The organism is Prevotella marseillensis (assembly GCF_900625065.1).
Lineage (GTDB): Bacteria > Bacteroidota > Bacteroidia > Bacteroidales > Bacteroidaceae > Prevotella > Prevotella rara.
Genome location: NZ_UYXY01000001.1, coordinates 3,175,422 through 3,193,583 on the forward strand (window position 1 = coordinate 3,175,422; position 18,162 = coordinate 3,193,583).

At 51.3% G+C, this 18,162-nt stretch carries 13 protein-coding genes; 6 read left to right on the forward strand and 7 right to left on the reverse strand.

The annotated features are described in order from the left end of the window. The first annotated feature begins 230 nt into the window (after positions 1-230). The 3 genes from EJL04_RS12690 to EJL04_RS12700 are packed head-to-tail and all read left to right on the forward strand — an operon-like array spanning position 231 to position 4,294. Complete coding sequence (locus EJL04_RS12690) at positions 231-1,661, forward strand: nucleoside hydrolase-like domain-containing protein (protein ID WP_125105171.1); 1,431 nt, start codon at positions 231-233, stop codon at positions 1,659-1,661. Between the two features lie 27 nt (positions 1,662-1,688). Beyond that, complete coding sequence (locus tag EJL04_RS12695; RefSeq protein WP_125105172.1) at positions 1,689-3,107, forward strand: DUF1593 domain-containing protein; 1,419 nt, start codon at positions 1,689-1,691, stop codon at positions 3,105-3,107. Between the two features lie 26 nt (positions 3,108-3,133). After that, positions 3,134-4,294: a sialidase family protein gene (locus EJL04_RS12700; protein ID WP_125105173.1), complete on the forward strand. Its 1,161-nt coding sequence runs from the start codon at positions 3,134-3,136 to the stop codon at positions 4,292-4,294. Between the two features lie 432 nt (positions 4,295-4,726). Here the strand turns inward: EJL04_RS12700 and EJL04_RS16410 are convergent, their stop codons facing one another. Further along, complete coding sequence (locus EJL04_RS16410) at positions 4,727-4,897, reverse strand: hypothetical protein (protein WP_164511767.1); 171 nt, start codon at positions 4,895-4,897, stop codon at positions 4,727-4,729. A 205-nt stretch (positions 4,898-5,102) separates the two neighbouring features. Between EJL04_RS16410 and EJL04_RS12705 the strand changes: the two genes are divergently transcribed. The 3 genes from EJL04_RS12705 to EJL04_RS12715 all read left to right on the forward strand — a co-directional run bounded on the left by EJL04_RS12705 (position 5,103) and on the right by EJL04_RS12715 (position 11,476). Continuing rightward, a complete protein-coding gene (locus tag EJL04_RS12705) occupies positions 5,103-6,854 on the forward strand; it encodes a helix-turn-helix domain-containing protein (protein WP_164511768.1) in 1,752 nt (583 codons plus the stop codon). A 414-nt stretch (positions 6,855-7,268) separates the two neighbouring features. Beyond that, on the forward strand, positions 7,269-9,281 hold the full coding sequence (locus tag EJL04_RS12710; RefSeq protein ID WP_125105175.1) for a T9SS type A sorting domain-containing protein: 2,013 nt from the start codon (positions 7,269-7,271) through the stop codon (positions 9,279-9,281). Positions 9,282-9,466: 185 nt separating this feature from the next. Continuing rightward, entirely contained in the window at positions 9,467-11,476 is a 2,010-nt protein-coding gene (locus tag EJL04_RS12715) for a T9SS type A sorting domain-containing protein (protein WP_125105176.1), read from the forward strand. Positions 11,477-11,660: 184 nt separating this feature from the next. Here EJL04_RS12715 and EJL04_RS12720 read toward each other — a convergent pair whose 3' ends face one another. The 6 genes from EJL04_RS12720 to EJL04_RS12745 form a co-directional block, all read right to left on the reverse strand. Then, a complete protein-coding gene (locus EJL04_RS12720; RefSeq protein ID WP_125105177.1) occupies positions 11,661-12,332 on the reverse strand; it encodes a hypothetical protein in 672 nt (223 codons plus the stop codon). Positions 12,333-13,124: 792 nt separating this feature from the next. Beyond that, positions 13,125-13,952 carry an alpha/beta hydrolase gene (locus EJL04_RS12725; RefSeq protein ID WP_125105372.1) on the reverse strand — a complete coding sequence of 276 codons (828 nt, stop codon included), beginning with the start codon at positions 13,950-13,952 and terminating at the stop codon, positions 13,125-13,127. A gap of 10 nt (positions 13,953-13,962) precedes the next feature. Beyond that, the gene (locus EJL04_RS12730) at positions 13,963-15,024 is read right to left on the reverse strand and encodes a glycosyltransferase (RefSeq protein WP_021854520.1); all 1,062 of its coding nucleotides are present in this window, start codon (positions 15,022-15,024) and stop codon (positions 13,963-13,965) included. Positions 15,025-15,130: 106 nt separating this feature from the next. Beyond that, entirely contained in the window at positions 15,131-16,240 is a 1,110-nt protein-coding gene (glf, locus tag EJL04_RS12735) for a UDP-galactopyranose mutase (RefSeq protein WP_125105178.1), read from the reverse strand. Between the two features lie 58 nt (positions 16,241-16,298). Further along, positions 16,299-17,081, reverse strand: a complete 783-nt coding sequence (locus EJL04_RS12740; RefSeq protein ID WP_125105179.1) for a lipopolysaccharide kinase InaA family protein — start codon at positions 17,079-17,081, stop codon at positions 16,299-16,301. Between the two features lie 7 nt (positions 17,082-17,088). Beyond that, positions 17,089-18,123, reverse strand: coding sequence for an NAD-dependent epimerase (locus tag EJL04_RS12745; RefSeq protein WP_125105180.1), 1,035 nt, complete (start codon positions 18,121-18,123; stop codon positions 17,089-17,091). Between the last annotated feature and the right edge of the window lie 39 nt (positions 18,124-18,162).

Genomic DNA, 18,162 nt, shown 5'->3' on the forward strand with positions numbered 1-18,162 from the left:
TAACAACTGCGTGTCGTCGTGCAAAATTAGCTTTTTTATTATACATGGCGCAATAAACCGTTGTTTTTTATTGCTTTTTAAAACTTTGAGATTAATGTCTGCGGCTTTCAGATATATTGATTTTTGATTATTCGACTGCTATTTGTGCTTTGCGTTGCGTGCCTCGCCGCAAAAAATGTTATATTAGCAGAACATAATCTACAATTTAAAAATCGGAAAATATTAATATCATGAAAATCAAGATTACATTACTGTTTGTTGTCATTGCCGTGCTTCAGCCGCTGAGGCTTTTCGCGGCAGGTAAAGGCAATGCAGGCAAGCCCCGCGTGATAGTGCTTACGGACATTGAGAACGAGCCAGACGACGCAATGTCGATGGTGCGCTTCCTGACATACTCTAACCAGTGGGACGTTGAGGGACTTGTTGCCACAACGTCGGTGCATCAGAAGAAGGAGACGGCAGCATGGCGCATACGCGAGATTGTGACGGCATACGGCAAGGTGAGAGACAATCTGCTGAAGCACGAGAAGGGCTATCCTTCGGCCGGCTATCTGCTGTCGGTGATAAAGGAGGGACGCCCCGACTACGGCATGCACGCCGTGGGCAAGGGCATGGACTCTGAAGGCTCCGAACTGATAATCAAGGCCGTAGACCGCAGCGACAGCCGTCCGGTGTGGGTGCTTGTGTGGGGCGGCCCCAACTGTCTGGCGCAGGCACTGTGGAAGGTTAAGGCCACGCGCAGCGAGAGCGAGCTTAAGGCTTTTGTGTCGAAGCTCCGCGTGTATGCCATTTCAGACCAGGACGACAGCGGCGTGTGGATAAGAAAGACGTTCAAGGACCTGTTCTATATCGTCAGTCCGGGCTTCCATCGCCTTGGCGGATACCATTACGCCACATGGAGCGGCATCAGCGGCGACAAGTTTCACGGCCGCTTTGCCGGAGCCGACTTCAGCATAGTTGACAATCCGTGGCTCGACGAGCACATACGCAGCAAGGGCGAGCTGGGCAAGCAGTATCCCTACATGAAGTTTCTGATGGAGGGCGACTCGCCCACGTTTATGTATCTCATTGACAACGGACTGGGCTGTGCCGAGCATCCCGACTGGGGCAGCTGGGGCGGACGCTACGAACTGTATCAGCCGCGCACGGAGCGCTGGTTTATTGAGCCTGAGACAAGACCGATATGGACCGACGCGCAAGACGAGGTGATGGGCTGCGACGGCTCATGGCACACAAGCAACAAGGCCACGATATGGCGCTGGCGCGAGGCTTATCAGAACGACTTTGCAGCACGCATGGACTGGACCGTGAATGACTACGACGAGGCCAACCATCCGCCTGTGCCTGCACTGGCATGTCCGGCAGAGATGACAGCCGCCACGGGCGACACCATAAGACTGAGCGCCCTGGGCACATCTGACCCAGACGGCGACAGCCTTTCGTACAGCTGGTTCTACTATCCCGAGCCTGGAACCTTCAACGTGGCTACGGCGCGCACGGGCAGTCCGCTAAAGATAGTGGGCCACGACAGCCGCGACGCCTACTTTATAGTGCCCAAGGGCGGCCGTCTCGGCACGATGCACATCATACTGGCCGTTACCGACAACGGCACGCCGCGCCTTACGCGCTACGCCCGTGTAATAGTGAATGTTGTTAAATGACGTTATTGAAAATAAATACTGTTTCAAATGAAAAGAATATTTTTAGCTTTGAGCCTGCCGTTGATAATATTGCTGTGCGGCACTCCGTTCCAGGCTGTGGCTCAGGATGACAGAACAAGAGTTATCGTGACGAGCGACGGCGAGATAGACGATGAGTGCTCCTTGGTGCGTTTCCTGCTGTATTCAAACGAATGGGACATTGAGGGTATCATAACATCAAGCTCGCAATATCACTGGCATGGCCATAAGTGGGCCGGTGACGACTGGATGGAGCCTACGCTGAATGCATATGCCGAGGTCTATCCCAATCTTCTTAAGCACGACAGGAGATATCCTTCACCTGAATTTTTGCGCAGCCGTACTTATCTTGGCAATGTAGAGACTGAAGGTGAAATGGACAAAGTTACTAAAGGCTCACAGCGTATTGTTGAGGTGCTGCTCGACAATACCGACAAGCGCCCGGTGTGGATACAGGCATGGGGAGGCACGAACACCATAGCCCGTGCGCTGAAGACCATAGAGGAGACTTATCCTGAGCGCATGGCCGAGGTGGCAGACAAGATGAGGCTCTTCCTTATATGGGAGCAGGACAGCACATATCAGGCTTATATACGCCCTCACTGGAAGAAATACAACATAAAGACAATCATATCTGACCAGTTTGAGGCCATCGCCTACCGCTGGAAAATGGTTCAGCCTGATTATATGCAGAAGTATTATGAAGGCGCATGGATGAAAGAAAACATATTGCAGAATCATGGTGCCTTGTGTGGTTCGTATAAGGCTCATGACAATGGCGACTTCCGTTCAGAGGGCGACTCTCCGGCTTTCCTGCATACAATAAATGTCGGACTGCGTAATCTGGAGAATCCCTCATGGGGCGGATGGGGTGGCCGTTATGTGCTGGTGCGCGAGAACACATGGCTTGACCCTGTGCCTGTTGAAGGATATAAGTATCCTGAAGGCCGCTGGTATGGCGATAACGGCTGGGGGCGATGCAGTCTTCGTCCCGGCAGCACTGCCACCGACGAACAGCGCAGCGCTTACTTTAAGCCAATGTGGAGATGGAGCATTGCAATGCAGAACGATTTTGCGGCCCGTGCCGACTGGTGCGTCAAGTCTTATGCAGAAGCCAACCATCAGCCTGTGGTTGTGCTGGCGCATAGTGCCGACATAAAGGCCAAGCCGGGCAGCAAGGTCAGTCTTAGCGCTGCGGGCACTTCCGATCCCGACGGCGACAGCCTCACCTTCAACTGGTGGCAGTATGCCGAGGCCGGCACATATCCGGGTTCTGTTGATATATCAGACAGCGATTCTGTCAATGCAATGCTGACAGTTCCTGCCGATGCAAAGTCCGGGCAGACCATACACGTGGTGTGTGAGGTTACCGACAACGGCACGCCGCGCTTTACGCGCTACGCCCGTGTGGTTGTTACAGTGAAATAAAAACATTAAATACAATTTAATATTATATGCAGAAATTATCAATATTGTTATGCTCCTTGTTGCTTGCGGCTTCGGCATGGGCAGGCAGCAAGGCCGATCCGGGCAAGCAGGCCATAGTGCTCGAGGAGTTTGTGTTCATGAAGTCGCCCACGCGCGACTGTCACGCATCGTCTATAATGGAACTGTCTGACGGCACTCTGCTATGCACATGGTTCGGCGGTACGCGCGAGCGCGCCAAGGACGTAAAGATATGGCTGGCGCGCAAGCCCAAGGGCGGCACGTGGCAGGAGCCTGTGGCCATAGCCGACGGCGAAGGCGGCACGGTGTTCAATCCGGTGCTGGTGCAGCTCAAGGGAGGCGACATACAGATATATTATCTCTGCCCGACGATAGACGAGGGCCGCGTGATAACCTCTTCTGACAACGGCCTCACGTGGAGCCGCCCCGTGGCCCTGCCCAAAGGCTTCGTAGGTCCTGTGGTCAATAAGCCCGTGTATCTCGACGACGGCACCATCGTGGCAGGAGCCAGCCTGCAGGACGCACCCGGCAAGCGCATACACGTGGAGCGCAGCACCGACAACGGCCGCACATGGACCAAGACGCCGGCGCTGAGCGATCCTGCCGGAACAAAATATAAGCTCATTCAGCCCACCTTCCTCGTACACTCGCAGAAGCGCCTGCAGCTGCTGGCACGCCCCAACGGCAGCGGACCTGACACGAAGATAGCGCAGACATGGTCGGACGACGGCGGACTGACATGGGGCCCGATAACCGACACCACGCTGCCTAACAACAACTCGGCCATAGACGCCGTTACGCTGAAGGACGGCCGCCATCTGCTTGTCTACAACCACTCTACGCGCAACGACACCACAGGCGGGCGCAAGGGCAGGGGCATTCTGACTGTGGCAATGACGCGCAACGGCATCGACTGGGAGGCTGCCGCCGTGCTTGAATACCGCACCGGCGCAGTGCAGTATTCGTATCCGGCAGTGATACAGACGAGCGACGGACTGGTGCATATCACCTACTCATGGCACCGCAAGCGCATAAAGCACGTGGTGATAGACCCCTCAAAGCTCGTTACCTATCCCATTGTAGACGGCGTGTGGCCCAAGGACAAAATGCCGTGGACAAAGAGCACCGAGACCGAAAGCGTGGCCCAAGGCACAGAGGTGCTGCAGTGATGGGCAGAGCCTGCACTGTAGCTTTTATATAAGGTTAAAACAAGTCTTACTGAACCATGAAGAATCTTATATTTTCTGTTGCAGCTGCCCTCGTGCCGGCTCCGACCACGACGGCATGCCCGACGCATGGGAGCGTGAGCACGGCCTCGACCCGTCTGACCCTGCCGACCGCAACGGCCTGGGCAGCAACGGATACACCAATCTTGAGAACTATCTCAACAGCATTGCGCCCTGACGTTCATGCCTGTGGCAAGCCTGCGTGCTGCCATGGGCCATTGCTCAGGCATGATGCACTGTGTAAATAAAAGCCTGGCGGCAACGTCTGACGTGTGGTATGATGACGGTCTGAAGTGTATGTACATCTGATAAAGAGAAACTTTTCCGGCCAAATCATAATCACTTATCTTGGCTTAAAACTAATGTTCGCAGCTTTTAGACATACGTTTTTTTCTTCTTCTCAGCCGTCATGGTGCCTTGCGTCAGCCTGTAAATCAAAAACACGCCGAAAATCGTAACCATTTTATATGTTTTTCCTTTCAGTCTAAATGTTTCGTGTGCTTTATATGACTGTACATTAAGCAAATCACATTCATTTGCTTTCATACTGTTAGTGGCCCGTTTACGACCCGTAAGTGGGCCACTTTTTATGCAAAACCGGCCCACTTTTTAGTCGTAAGTCATAGGCTTTTTTACGGATATGTTCCATATTCATATCAGCATGAAGAAACGTATTTGTAGGAAATTAGGTCAGAAGTGCGGCCGGATATTAAAAAAATGTTATATATTTGTGCTTGAATATAAGATATTAATGAGAAAACAAATCCTCAGGCTATTGTTCGTCGCCATATGCATGATGTACGTGCAGAATGGCTTGGCGGCATCTTCGGGCGGCAAGTACACACGCCTGATAAGCGGTGTGTCGTCAAAGTCATACGAAGAGATATTCCGCATGGCTGCTGTCTGTGAGAAGCGTGAGCAGGCAGACAGTGCCCTTGTGCTATACATGGTTGTACGCAACCGTATGAAAGAAGGGTTGAGCGATAAGGAAAGAACTTATTGTGCCGAGGCTTATCTGAAGTCGGGCGACATATATTATGATAAGGGCGACTATTCGGGTGCGCTCGAAATGTATATTGAAGGACTGAAGATTTGTGAGACAGGCAAGAAGCTTAAGCTTGTAACCGTATTCTATAAGAATATCGGTAAGGTGTATTGCCTATTTTATGATTTTGAGCGCGGACTGTGGTTTTACCGTAAAGGCTACGACCTGAGCCGCCGCTACGGCGACACTGCTACGGAGCGCAAGCTGCTGATAAATCTTACCGGACTATGCATATTTCAAGGTAAGATTGCCGAAGCCAGGAAATATCATGAGGCTTCGGTCAAGTTTAATGACGGAGGCGACTATGAAAGCAGGTTTATGAATGCTTTCAACCAGTGCATGCTATTATCGGCAAGCCAGGATTATCGCGGAGCCATATCCGGCTTTAAGCGCCTGGCTGAAGACGGCATCAGCCATAAGATACCTTTTCAGTATGTGTGTTCGGTGTATCAGGAGCTTTACAGGATATACGACAAGCTGGGACAGAACGACCAGATGCTCCGTTATCTTGACAAATGCTGGAACACGGCCACCAGACACAATCTGCAGCATATGTATGTAGAGGTGCTCGACGACTACTCTCGGCTTTATCAGGCTGAAGGCAACGTGGCCCTGGCACAGCAGTACAAGGCAAAGTTTCTGACCATGAGCGACTCCATTTACAACATCCGGCGCTTCGACATGGTGAAGAGCATGCAGCTGCAGTATGAGATGTCGAAGGCCGACAAGGAGATAACCACGCTCTATGCCAGGCAGCAGAGCCGCGAGCAGGTGATATTCCTTCAGAGAGTGATTCTTGCTGTGGTAATGTGTGTTTCGCTGCTTGTTATGGTGCTGTTCATTGTGGTTTACAGACAGAAGCGCAGGCTCGACCGCAGCTATGCCGACCTGTATGCCGTCAACCGAAAATATATTGACAATCAGGAAGTGATGAAAGTGCGCCATCAGGATGCCCTCAAGGTGATAGAGCAGCTGAAGGATAAGCTGGCTGCTGCCAGCCATGCTGCTGACGCTGGGCAAGGGCACGATGGCGGCAGTGATGCAGCCAATGCGGGCAGCGAGACTGATGTGGCCAGGCAGAAGCCGCTGACCGTGAGCGACGATGAGCGCATGGCACTTGTTGAGGCCATAACAGCCATAATGGAGAATACGGAGGAGTTTTGTTCGGCTGACTTTTCCATTGAGAGGCTTGCCACGCTCGTCGGCTCAAATCAGAAGTATGTGTCGCAGGTTATAAACTCAACGTTCAACAAGAGTTTCAGAGACTATGTCAACGAGTATCGCGTGGCACTGGCGTGCAAGAGACTTGTTGACGGCGGCGACTATGCCAACCTTACCACCAAGGCCATTGGCGAGAGCCTCGGATATAAGTCGCACACATCGTTCATAAACATCTTCAGAAAGCTCACCGGACTCACTCCGGCACAATATCAGAAAATAGGAAAAGAGTCTGTTTAGCCGGAATCTTTCTTTATAAATTTGCTGTATCGTCGTTTGCTCTTTCGCAGGCACTTCGCAATTCATAATTCATAATTTATAATTGTCTACGCCGAACTACGTTTACACTTTGCATCTGCTTTTCACTTACGCAGGCGTTTTTAATTTTTAACTTTTAATTTCTCCGCCTTGCGCCAATAGGAACAAAAAGACGGGTTAGAGTATCTGTCTGCCTGTAGCGGCTAAACCATAGATTGTAATTGTCTGTTGAAGTTTAAGTTGTTTTTAGTAACTTAATCTGCCTTTATTTGTGTTATTCCGTACAAAATAGCCTTGTTTCTGCTACAAATTCATGAAATTGTAGTTTTTTGATTTGCAGTCTTTTTCTCTAATCTTTACTTTTGCTGCACAGTTATTCACTTAAATTTTTTGAGTATGCGAAAATTATATCTTGTCACATTGCTGTCATGTGTGTTGGCTGTTGTTTGTAAGGCAGCCGGCAACGGTACAGATGTAAATAATGCTTCACGTACGGGCAAGGGTGGGGCTGAGTTTAGAATACATGCTGTTGATCTAGGCAGATTTGTTGCCAATCCTGACAACGCAAGAAGCCGGAGACGGAAAGCCCTTCAGGCAAAAGCTGCAGGACAGAATGCTGCCACCCCACACCGCACCATGAGGCTGGCCGACATAAACGAGGTTAACAGGCTTGCAGCCACAGCTGACATGGAGAGGCTCGACAGCGTGGCTTGTACCACAGACCAGACCGGCACGGAAGAAAAATATAGTCTGCAGACCTTTGAGTTTGACGCCAACGGATGGCCCGTGAAGCGCGTCAACAGCCTGTATGACACAGGCAGCAGAGCTTATGTGCCGGTGGAGGTGTATGAGTTTAAGTGGAACGAAGACGGCCTGTGCGAGTCGCAGCTCGCCTACAGCGATGTCTATCAGTCGGGCGAGAGGCGCGACTATGTATACAATGAACAGGGCCTCGGCATAGAGCAGACAGTGTATACATACAGTCCGGCAGGTGCCGACAAGTGGGTGCCGTCATGGAAGGGCGTTTATAAATACGACGGCCGCGGCAACATCATCGAGGAGCAGCTGAGCACGTATAACGCCGCCGACGCTACATGGGCGCTTGCAACGATGAACAGGGCAGCATGGGACGAGCAGGGCATGCAGACGCTCTTTGAGCCTTACAGCTGGAACGGTACAGAGTGGACAGGCATTGACGAAAAGCAGGAGTACACATGGATAGACAAAGACCACATGACACTCTGCAACAGCTACATATGGGACACTCAGGCTAAGGCATGGATGCATTATGTCATACTTGAAAACGATTTTGACGACAGGCTTAACCTGCTGCGTCGAGAGAAGATGTTCTACAACAAGACGCTCGGCAACTGGGCTGGATGCGAGACCTACAACGGGTCGTATTATGAGAACGAGAAGTCGATACTTACATACGACGAAAAGGGACGGAAGCTGACAGAGCGCGCCTATGGTGCACCCACCACTGACGGTTATATCCTCGGGGCCGGCACGGATTATGTATGGACCGAACTGCCCGACGGCGGATGTCAGGCTGAGTATGTAGGATGGCTCGGCGAGTCGAAGGAAGATAATATCAGCTATACAGGCATAGAGCGTTACGATGCTGCGGGCAATCAGACCTATGTGCTCGACAATATGTATAATTATACCACCGGAAGCATATTGCACGACTATGAGCGCACAAGCACCTTTAATGAGAACAATGACATACTGACGGAGATTACTTATACATTTACTGCCGACGCTGAGAACAGAAGGCAGCCCGACTTGGCAGTGTATAACACCTACGATGAGCATTACAACATCATTGAGACCGTTAACCAGACAGGCTCCTTGGGCGGCGGCATACCCTTCGGCGCCCCGTCATCAGGCACAGCCGGCGATGAAGATGTTGAATGGCAGAACTCTACAAGGTTTGTATATGTGTATGAGAACGACACTGTGCGCATAGACAAACAGAAATATATGTGGAAGAACGATGAATGGACGCTCAGCGAGAGATACTCTGACGAGTATGAATACACCGTGCCTGTGGAGAACATCGTGGCATGGCCCGGCTTCAATGCTTACCATAAGCTGATGCAGACAACGTCTTCTGTGCTTAGCGGCAATGTGCTTGTAAGCAATGTGTTTAAGTATCATTACAGCGATTTTAGCACCTCTGGCATATCCGGCACGGTTGCAGGCGGTTCGGTACGGGTGTATCCGAGAGTGGTAGAAAGCGGCTTCAATGTTGAGGCCACAGCCGGAGCCCGCGTACGTGTCTATAGTATGAGCGGCGCATGCGTGGCAACGTCAGACCAGTCGTGGGTGTCTGTAGAGGGCTTGCCCGCGGGAGTATATGTAGTCAATGTGGAAGGACATAATATCAAGATTGTAAAGAGGTAATACTTAAGTGGGGGAGCGGGGCATGCCGTTGAGCCGCATGCCGCTCCCTTCAAATTCTGTCATTTGTGTGTTTTTCTGATGTGAATGGGTCGGGCATTGAAGCTGTCCTTACCGGCGGTTTCGTCCCGGCACATCCGCAGGAGTACTTGTATTGTATTTTTTTACCAACTAATAAAATAATTACCATGAAATTAAAATCAGTTATCATCGCAGCATGTTCATGCCTTTGCATTCAGGCAATGGCAGACGGAACGTTTTTCAGACAGTTTAAGGACAACGGCAGGATAGCTGCCAGGCTGCATGCCGTTACGACGCAGCGCGGCATGGTATTGTCTCGTGCCGGACTTATGGCCGAAAGGGCGCTGCCCGCCGCCGCGCCTGCAGGACGCCTCAGGCTTGCCCCGGCAGAGCGTAACGCTGAAGAGGGCACGCTCAAGCTCGACAGTATTATCCAGGTTAACGTTGACGGCACAAAGCTGCAGAAACAGCAGTATGTGTATAACGACCAAGGAAAGGAGATAAACAGAAAGACATCCTATTGGAATGCGTCTACGCAGACCTGGGACGAGCCTTATGAGGAATATGATTATGAGTGGACCGACTATGGCTATATATTGAGCCAGCGCGGTGTTTACAACGGTCAGGGCGTGCGCATGGACTATAAGTATAACGACAAGCGTCAGGGCATAGAGCAGATTAACTATGAGCTTGACGCCGACGGCAACTGGGTGCCTACGTCAAAGGGCGAATATGAGTATGACGACAACGACAATATCATATCAGAATACGTTTATGCATGGACAGGCAGCGAGTGGCTTGTGGCAACGCATAATACAGCAACGTGGGACGCAAAGAAGCGTCAGACCAGCTTTGAGTCGTACACATGGGACGGCTCGGCATGGGTAGGCGCCGACAAAGGCGAGTATGTATGGTTCGACGGCCCTTATGACCCCGGCTATGTTGAGGGCAGCGGACTCGATCCGGAGCGCATGTCTTATAAGTACAACTACTTCTGGATTGACGGTGCGTGGCATAACTATTATATCTTCGTGAACGATATAAGCGAAACCGACGGAAGGCTTCTAGGTCAGGCTGAAAAGTATTACAACCGCAAGGAAGGAAAGTTCAGCGGAGGCGACGACTGGGACGGCCGTCTCAGTGCTGACTTGGCTTTTACGTGGGAAGGCAAGCTGACATACGATGAGCATGGCGCTAACTTGTCCAGCGAGACCTACAGATGTCTGCCTGACAGCTCACGCTGGGTGTTGCTCGGCACTACGGAGTATGTGTGGGAATATGATGATACGGGGGCACGTCAGGGCTACACCAATGTCGTTAACTGCCTGTATGACGGCCAGTGGAACAAGACTGGTGAAGTGACCAACCAGCGCGAGTATTACGGTTACGACGCCGAAAACCGCAGAGTATGGATATTACAGCAGGTGGCAGATGGAAACGGAGTTCTTAAAGACCTCTTTGAGGAGAAATACATCTATGACGATAAGGGGCGCCACGTATGCACGGCTGTGTGGGACTGGGACGATAAGGGCGTGCGCAAGCCATCGTCGCGCACAGAGCAGTATTATGACGATGATGATAACATTATAGAGACTATCAGCAAATCTGGCGGAGGAGGATTGACTCCTTTAGGCGCTCCTATGACGAAGGCTCCCGGACTTACCGACGAGGACAACGAGGGATGGGTGAACTCGGCGAGATGGCTGTACACTTATGACCGGGGCTACATGACATCTAAGATGGGATACAGATGGCAGCAGGAGCAGTGGACAACGAACACCGGGCAGGACTGGGTGTACGACTTTGACAACCCTGCCTCCGAGGTTGTTGTGCCCGAAGGATGGACCGACCCGTTCAAACTCGACGCAGTTACCGACTATTTAGCCGACGGAGCGAACGGATGGCTCACCATGCCTCGCGAGTATTACTGGACAGAGTTTGTCTCTACCGGAATTTCAGATGCCGTGGCCGACAACGGCAGCGTGCGCATCTATCCGCGTGTGGTTGAGAGCGGCTTCAATGTTGAGGCTCCTGCCGGAGCTCGCGTGCGTGTCTACAGCATTAGCGGCTCATGTGTGGTTACTTCAACCTCATCATGGGTGTCTGTAGATAATCTGCCTTCAGGCGTTTATATCGTCAACGTAGAGGGATACAAGACCAAGATTGTGAAGAAATAGTAAAAAACTTTTCTAGACTTGATTATTAAGTGAAATAGGTTATTATCACAAATATCAGGAATGATATGAATAATTAGCTGTATCAGCCTGTATGGCAAGATACGGCTCATGAAAATGGCACTCGTTGAAACTGTCAGCGAGTGCCATTTGAGTATGGATATTTAGTCGGTCAATATCATGGCTATTATTTTTCGGGCACGTAGAATTTATCCATCAGCGGAAGCACCATTGTAGGATCATTGCAGAACTGTTGTCCTGTTATCTCTTTTTTCTCCACCATTTCGACCAGTTTAGGGAACTCCCTGAAATATAGTTTCATGGCAGCCTTCATGCCTACATTGATTCCGCCTATTCCGAGCCAATAGGCTTTGGCTATCTCATCTCCTTTCTTTAGATAGTAATATCGCCAAACATAATTGATTATGGTCTCCTTCTTGTTCACTGTATAATCCGTTGTGGGCGTTATATATCCATTGACATTCTTTCCTTCGTAAATTAGCCGTAGGAATACTGGCTTTTTAAAAGGCTTTGGATTTTTCTTAAATAGATTGGGTACGCTCTTCTGGGCCTTTACCGATTCGTAAATTAAGGGTAAGGAGTCATTGAGAGTTGACGTGTAAACTATTCTTTTCACTTCTTCTGATGTGTAGGTACGGGCTTTACCTTTGTAGGTGTCGCTTATATCCAATTCGTATAACTGTGAAGTTATGATTTTTGTGAGCGGAATCGAGATGTAACCTTCAATTACCGTGCCGTCTGTCAGCGTGCAGGTTACTTTGTAGTCGTCAGGATTGTTGCGTGCTGTCGTTGGCAGCGCCATGAATAGTAGTGAAAGTATTAAGATAAGTTTATTCATTGTGTTTTATTTTAAGGTCGTTTACAATAAGGTTATTGAACACAGATAAACAAATTTTGCAAGTTATAGTTGTTAGACCATGCTTGTAAAATTTGGCTTGTAGATTACTGCTGATCAGTATAAAAGTTCGTCGCTTGCCAAATGTGCGTTGCACTATGCATGCCGAATGCATAGATAGTATTTTCTTTCAATACTTAACGGATGGTATTCTCTTAATTCTGCCAATTTGAACCTGTAATGTAAGACATGGCTATTTTATCAATGTAATATTTGTTCGTCGCTCCGTTTGCATCTATAGAGCGAGACAAAATTCCTATATCAGTTTAAATATTACTCACAACCGGTTCCGTTTGTTCTTTGTCGTTACATAAACATTTTGCAAATGCAGAAAAAAGCCTCAATACAATTTAGACGTAGTTTTTTTCGTGCACCTCCTTTTTTAGTTAAGAAATTATATCCATAGCCAAAAATACGATTTTTTTTCTAATTTTGTATATAAATATCAATATTTTATAGAAAATGAAACGAAAATAATATGAATATCATTATTTTCATTTTTCTTATTTGTTGCATAGAAAGAAGTTGTTATTGTTCTGACGGAGAGGAAATGGCTATTGCGCTTGCGTTATTGCGCACATTTGTGGCAAAAGAATGAAGGTGCGTCAGAATGTATTTTAGCATACATATTCTGATGCACCTTCCTTTATTGTTTATGTCGTAAAGATGTTCCTGCCGTGTGTTGTCGTTGGCGTTTATGCCTGCGTCGTGCGCTCATGTAGGCAGGATAAAGAGTTATTTCTCGTTCAGCACTTTGTCAAACTGCTTGGCGAAGAACATTATCTGATAGTCTATCGAGTCGTGCCAGTAGTCGCCCGTATGGCCGCCTGGGCGTACGTAGAAGTCATGCTTCACGTTGAGTTCGCGCAGGCGCTTGTGCGTCTGAAGGTTCACGGGATAGAAGAAGTCGCTGTAGCCGCAGTCGATGATGATGTTCTGGCGTGAGCCGAGCAGGCGGTCGAGCGAATAGTATACGGAGTGAGACTTCCACACTGTCTCGTTCTGAAACTTGTTGCCCAGCACCTTCTCTATCTGCCAACAGTTGGGATACTGGCAGATGTCCATGCATCCGCTCGTGGTGCCTATGTTGCCGAACACGTCGGGATGCTGCAGTCCGTTCCACATGGCTCCGTGTCCGCCCATGCTCAGGCCTGTTATGGCTCTCAGCTCGCGGCGCGCATAGGTGGGGTAGTGGGCGTCGATATACTCGGGCAGCTCCTTTGATATGAACGTTTCAAACTGCATCGACGGGTCGACGGGCGAGTCGACATACCAGCTGTTCTGTCCGTCGGGGCAGACGATGATGGTGCGGTAGGTGTCGGCCAGGCGCGCCACGTCGGTTATTCCAGGCCATGTGGTGCTGTTGCCGCTGTAGCCGTGCAGCAGGTAAATCACGGGATATTTGGCCTCGCCTGCGGCGTCGGGCGTGTATACTATGGTGCTGAGGCTGCGCTTCATCTTTTGGCTGTACACGCTCAGCGTGTCAACCTTTGCAGCGCGTGCCGCCGTTGCGGCCAGCATTATTATCAGCGCCGTCAGTATTGTTCTTGTAATGTTTGTCATGTTGTTATGCTTATTTTTCATTGTCTTTTTCGTCAAGCCGCCTTACAGCCTCCTCAAAGGCAGTTCTGAAGAAGTGGCCTTGGGCTATGAGGTTGCCTATGCGCTCGGCGTTCATCTTCATGCAGGCATACTGTCCCTGTGTGATGTTGGGTAGAATGGTGTCGAGCTCTTTCAGCGAGTCGACGCACAGACCTATGCCGTGCTTGCTTACAAACGGCGCCAGGGCGGCCTGCTTCCATATTATCACGGGCAGCGAGCAGCGCAGATAGAGCGACGTCTTGTGCGGATTGTTTATCTTGAGATATTCGCCCCAGTCGCCCGTGCATCCGTCTTCAGAGGCTCCGTCCCACACCAGGCCGAAGTGGCCACGCGCCGTGGCTATAAGCTCGTCTGACTTTACGAAGCCCATCAGCTCAAACTTGTCGGCGCCCTTTGCCTTGCCAATCTCGAAGCCGTTGCCGTAGAGCCTCACCTTGAACGAGCTTATGTGCTCGCCCCAGCGGTAGAGGAAGGTGTTCTTGCGGTGGCTCAGCGCTCCGGCATACACTATGGTGCGCATGTCTTCGCTGCTGTTGTTCTTTGCCGCCTGCGTGTCCGACAGATAGTCGAATATGCCCAGCGTGCCCACCATGGCGCGGCATCCGTGGCTCTCGAGCCACTGCTTCATGCTGTCGTTGTGGGCTATTATGTAGTCGGCGTGGTTGAGCCGGCATATCTCCTTCTCGGGCGTGAGCGCCTTGCGGCGGAAGCTGCCCAGGTCGTGTATTATCACAACTACGCGCGCTCCCCTCATGTGGGCCATGCGGCACACCAGCGTGAAGTATTTTTTCAGCGGATACTGCAGCAGCAGCGTGTCGCCGCGTTTCAGGCTGAAGGGCGACTTTATCACTCCGGCGAGCGTCAGGAAAAAGTGCGCCAGCTTGTTGTTGTATGTGGTCTGCCTGAGTCCGGCGTTGCCGAGGCCCATGCTGTCCATAATCTTCTCTATGTCAGTCTTGGCCTTGTTGCCCGCGCTGCCCAGACCCTTGTAGTTGCGCGAAAGATACTTACAGTTATTTAATTCATAATTCATAATTCACAAATCATAATTGGCTGATGCCTAACTTTGTTTCACAATTCTGAATTCATAATATGGGGCAGAGAAATTTTCTTAAGTATTAATTATTAATTCTTACTTCTTAATTTCCCATTTCCTTTTCTGCCAGCTTGAGAGCCTCGGCCACGGTGTCGTCCATGTCGAAGTAGGCATACTGCCCGAGTCGGCCTCCAAATATTACGTTGCCCATGCTGCGCGCCATCTGGCGGTATTCGGCCGCTATGGCGTTGTTGCGCTCGTTGTTGACGGGATAATACGGCTCGAGGCCCTCGCTCCATGTGGCGGGATATTCGTAGGTTATCACCGTCTTGGGCTGAGTGCCGTATTCAAAGTGCTTATGCTCAATGATGCGGGTGTAGGGCACATCGGCCGAGGTGTAGTTCACCACGGCGTTGCCCTGGAAGTTGGGCGTGTCTATCACCTTGGTGTCGAACCTCAGGCTGCGGTATTCGAGCCTTCCGGCGCGGTAGTCGAAGTATTTGTCAATGCGTCCGGTGAACACTATCTTGTCTGCCAGTGAGCAAAGCTCGTCGCGGCGGCTGAAGAAGTCGAGCTGCAGTATGGTCTCCGTGTCCTCCAGCAGGGCGTCGATGAGCCTGTTGTATCCGCCCTCGGGAATGCCCTGATACGGGTCGTTGAAGTAGTTGTTGTCGAAAGTCATGCGCACCGGCACACGCTTTATTATCTCCGCCGGCAGTTCGCGTGCGGGCCGTCCCCACTGTTTCTCGGTGTATCCCTTTATCAGCGTCTCGTAGATGTCGCGTCCGCAGAGCTTCAGCGCCTGCTCCTCAAAGTTGGCAGGACACTCTATCGAGGCATACTCGGCGCGCTGCTTCTTGAGCATCTCCTCGGCCTCGGCAGGCGTGCGCGTGCCCCACAGCTGATAAAAAGTGTTCATGTTGAAGGGCAGGTTGTACAGCCTGCCGTTGAAGTTGGCCACGGGCGAGTTGGTGAAGCGGTTCATCTCAACCAGCCGTGTAACATATTTCCACACCTCCTTCTTGTCCGTGTGGAATATGTGAGCGCCGTATTTATGCACGTTGATGCCCTCAATGCTCTCGCAGCGGATGTTGCCTCCGGTGCTGTCGCGCCTGTCTATCACGAGGCACTTGCGTCCAGCCTTGCGCGCCTCGTGGGCAAACACAGCCCCGAAAAGGCCGGCTCCGACAATAAGGTAATCGTATTTTTTCATAGTAACAAGTGTTTTTTATGTGCCAGCATGCTGCCGCCAGTGCTGCGGCGTGCGCCTTTCAGCGCTTTTTCTGCTTGCCGGTTATCTTTCTGAAAGCTTTCTTGAATTTGCCCGTTACGGCCCGCTTGTGCTCAAACTCGTCGAGCTTCTTTATCACCAGCGCCACGGTCTTGTCGGCGTCGAGGCCTCTTATTTGGGCGTAGCGCCTTATCACATAGTCCATGAGCCGCTTGTCGTGCGTGAGCCGTTTCAGGTTTTCGGCGCAGTCGTCCTCCGTCGGCTGTATGAACTTTGAGCGGTTGGTGTCTATCAGCCAGAAGCTGAAGCCGCCGTCGGCAGTCCTCTCATACAGTATGTTCGTAAGGTTCAGGTCGCCGTGCATCACTCCCTTTTCGTGCAGCCGTGCCAGCAGATGAGCCAGCGCGTCGGCCGCGTCGCGGTCAAAGTCGTCGCGTCTGAGCAGGTCGGTGAGCGGCGGCAGCATGCACGACTCCGACACAAAGTAGCAGTCGGACATCAGTATGCCGTTGCCAAGCTCAAGATATGCCACTTCGCGGGGCGTGTTGAATCCCCTCTCGCGCAGCATGGCGGCAAAGAGATATGCCCTTGCGGCCTTGCTCTTCTTGAAGAACGAGTAGGCCACGCGCTGCACGGGGTTGGGCCGCTTGTAGTGTTTCACCACAAGCGTGCAGCCGTCAACGCAGAACGACTTCACTGTGTTGCGTCCCTTGTAGAGCGTAGTGCCACCCTGACTGAACGTCTGAGGCAGGCTGCCCACAAAGCCGCTGAGCGCGCTGAAAGCGCTGTCCACAGTCATGGTCATTATCTTTTCCTTGCTCATGGGCGGCTCAGAGGTTAATGTTCTCGTAGTGCTTAAACCACTCGATGAAGTTCTTTATGCCCTCGTGCAGCGCAACCTTCGGCTTGTAGCCTATCTCGGTCTCGAGCTTTGTGGTGTCGGCCCAGGTGCGGCTTACGTCGCCCGGCTGCATGGGCAGTAGTATTTTTTCGGCCTTGCGGCCAAGGTTTGTCTCTATTTCGGCTATGAAGTCGGTAAGGCTTACGGGGCTTCCGAGGCCTATGTTATACACCTTGTAGGGCAGTCCGTTAGCCGTTCCCGTTCCGTCGGGCGTCTTGTCGAGCACCATGATGGTGCCGTTGGCTATGTCGTCGATGTAGGTAAAGTCGCGCATCATGTCGCCGTTGTTGAACACCTTGATAGGCTTGCCGCCGCTAATGGCTCTTGCAAATAGCATGGGGGCCATGTCGGGGCGTCCGGCGGGACCGTATACGGTGAAATAGCGCAGGCCGGTGCAGGCTATGCCGTAGAGCTTGCAGTAGGCGTGGGCCATGAGTTCGTTGCTCTTCTTGCTTGCTGCATAGAGGCTTACGGGACTTATCACGACGTCGTCTTCGGAGAAAGGCACCTTGCTGTTCATGCCGTAGACTGAGCTCGACGAGGCATAGACGAGATGCTCCACGTTGAAGTTGCGGCAGCACTCGAGTATGTTCAGAAAGCCAATCCAGTTGCTGTGCATATAGGCATATGGGTTCTCTATCGAGTAGCGCACGCCTGCCTGTGCCGCCAGATGTATTATCTTGTCAAACTTAACCTGGTCGAACAGCATGTCGAGGGCGCCCTTGTCCTCGATGTCGAGGCGCAGAAACGTGTAGTTGGGCCATTTGGTGCTCACCGTGCGGTGGCCCATGCGCAGGCTGGCGTCGGCCTCTATCCCTGCCCGGCGCAGGCGGTAGAACTTCAGCTCGGGCGAGTAGTAGTCGTTGATGTTGTCGATTCCCACCACCTCGTCGCCTCTTTCGGCCAGCATTTCGGCGCAGCGGCTGCCAATGAATCCGGCCGCGCCGGTTACGAGTATCTTCATCTTCTGTTGATTTTTATCTGTTCGGGAGCCTGACTCCTT